At 45.6% G+C, this 1,216-nt stretch carries 1 protein-coding gene and 1 pseudogene; one reads left to right on the top strand and one right to left on the bottom strand.

Features of this window, described 5'->3' with window-relative positions; all coding sequences use genetic code 11:
• Window positions 1-756, top strand: a 756-nt coding sequence (locus tag R7P67_RS25150; protein ID WP_318086362.1) for a DUF3080 domain-containing protein, incomplete at its 5' end; no start/stop codon positions are given.
• Here R7P67_RS25150 and R7P67_RS25145 read toward each other — a convergent pair.
• A pseudogene (locus tag R7P67_RS25145) lies at window positions 746-1,216 on the bottom strand (DNA ligase); the annotation flags it as partial. The gene R7P67_RS25150 and the pseudogene R7P67_RS25145 sit on opposite strands and share 11 nt — an antisense overlap.

The following is a 1,216-nucleotide window of genomic DNA, read 5'->3' as shown; positions in this document are numbered from 1 at the left end:
GAAAAGAACTCCCAATTGGGCAAAGTACAAGACCCTTTCCATGACCTGGATTACCAGACCACTTTGCTCAACACGCTCAATGGTTGTTTGACTGAATACCCCTTGAGCGAAGACGAACGCACGACATTAACTCGCCTGTATGAACAAAAATGGCAGCATCTTCCCGTTCATCTTGATAACGTTCTCCTCACAAGCGAAACCATGCGCAAGCAACTCACCGCTTCAAGTTGGTTATCAGCAAAAAGCCGCAATCAAACTGCTCATGTCAGTGAAACCTTTCATGCGCTAAATGCCATGTATGAGACGCCTAAAGGGGTCATTTCGCGCTTACCCTCTTTCTCCTTCGTGCAATATCAAGAGGAAATGGAAAAGTCTCGCTTGATGGGTAAGGTTTACTTCACTTTGAACAGCACTTCTGAGTGGCTTGATGTCACCACAAAATTGCTAGAAGAAAATCAGGAGCGCATTGTGTGTGGAAAGAATCGAGACACCACACAATTTCGCTATTTGAAAAATGTTTTCCAGTCAATTTATGTTGAAGAAGTACAGCCATACCTCGCCTTTGTCGACAGTACATATCAGCAGTTGAATGATGGTGCAATACTCATTGAGCAGAGAATGGAACTTCATGAGGAAAGTTATGGCGTGATAAAAGCGCATGAGCAATTTAGAACAAAGACCCTCGAACATGTTAAGTTCTGGCAGGGTCTTTTTAAACGTTGTGGCATGGTAGTTGGAAACTCACCTACTCCTTGAATCGTTCTCTCAAAAAGCGAGCGAATCTTGGTTTCCCCGTTTGGGTAAACCCGTTGTATCTAAACGTAATGGTAGAACCGATTTTCGGCGGATGGCGACGAACTTCATCCGTAAAACCGCTGCCGATGTAAAACTCTGTACCATCTGGCAAACGCACGAGCATTGCGCCCATCATCCCAAGCAAACGCCCCGTTCCCGGTTTGTAGCCAACCACTTGAGCTTCCGTGTCGGCGTAGCGCTTTAGCTTAAGTAAGTCGCTTCCTCTGCCCGCTTGGTAACGGCTCGACACTTTACGCAGCATCACGCCTTCGCCATCGGACAAGGAAATTTTATCCAGTTGAGCAAACAAATGTTGCTCGTTTTGGATGGCTCGGTGCTCAACGTATTTGATGTGGTGCTCATCAATATCAAACACTAAATCCTGAATGTTGTAATAACGTTTTCGGTAATCTCCTGCGGA

The organism is Vibrio sp. Vb0937 (assembly GCF_033338855.1).
The sequence above is the reverse complement of the archived record's forward strand: the minus strand, read 5'-3'. Positions and strand labels throughout refer to the sequence as shown.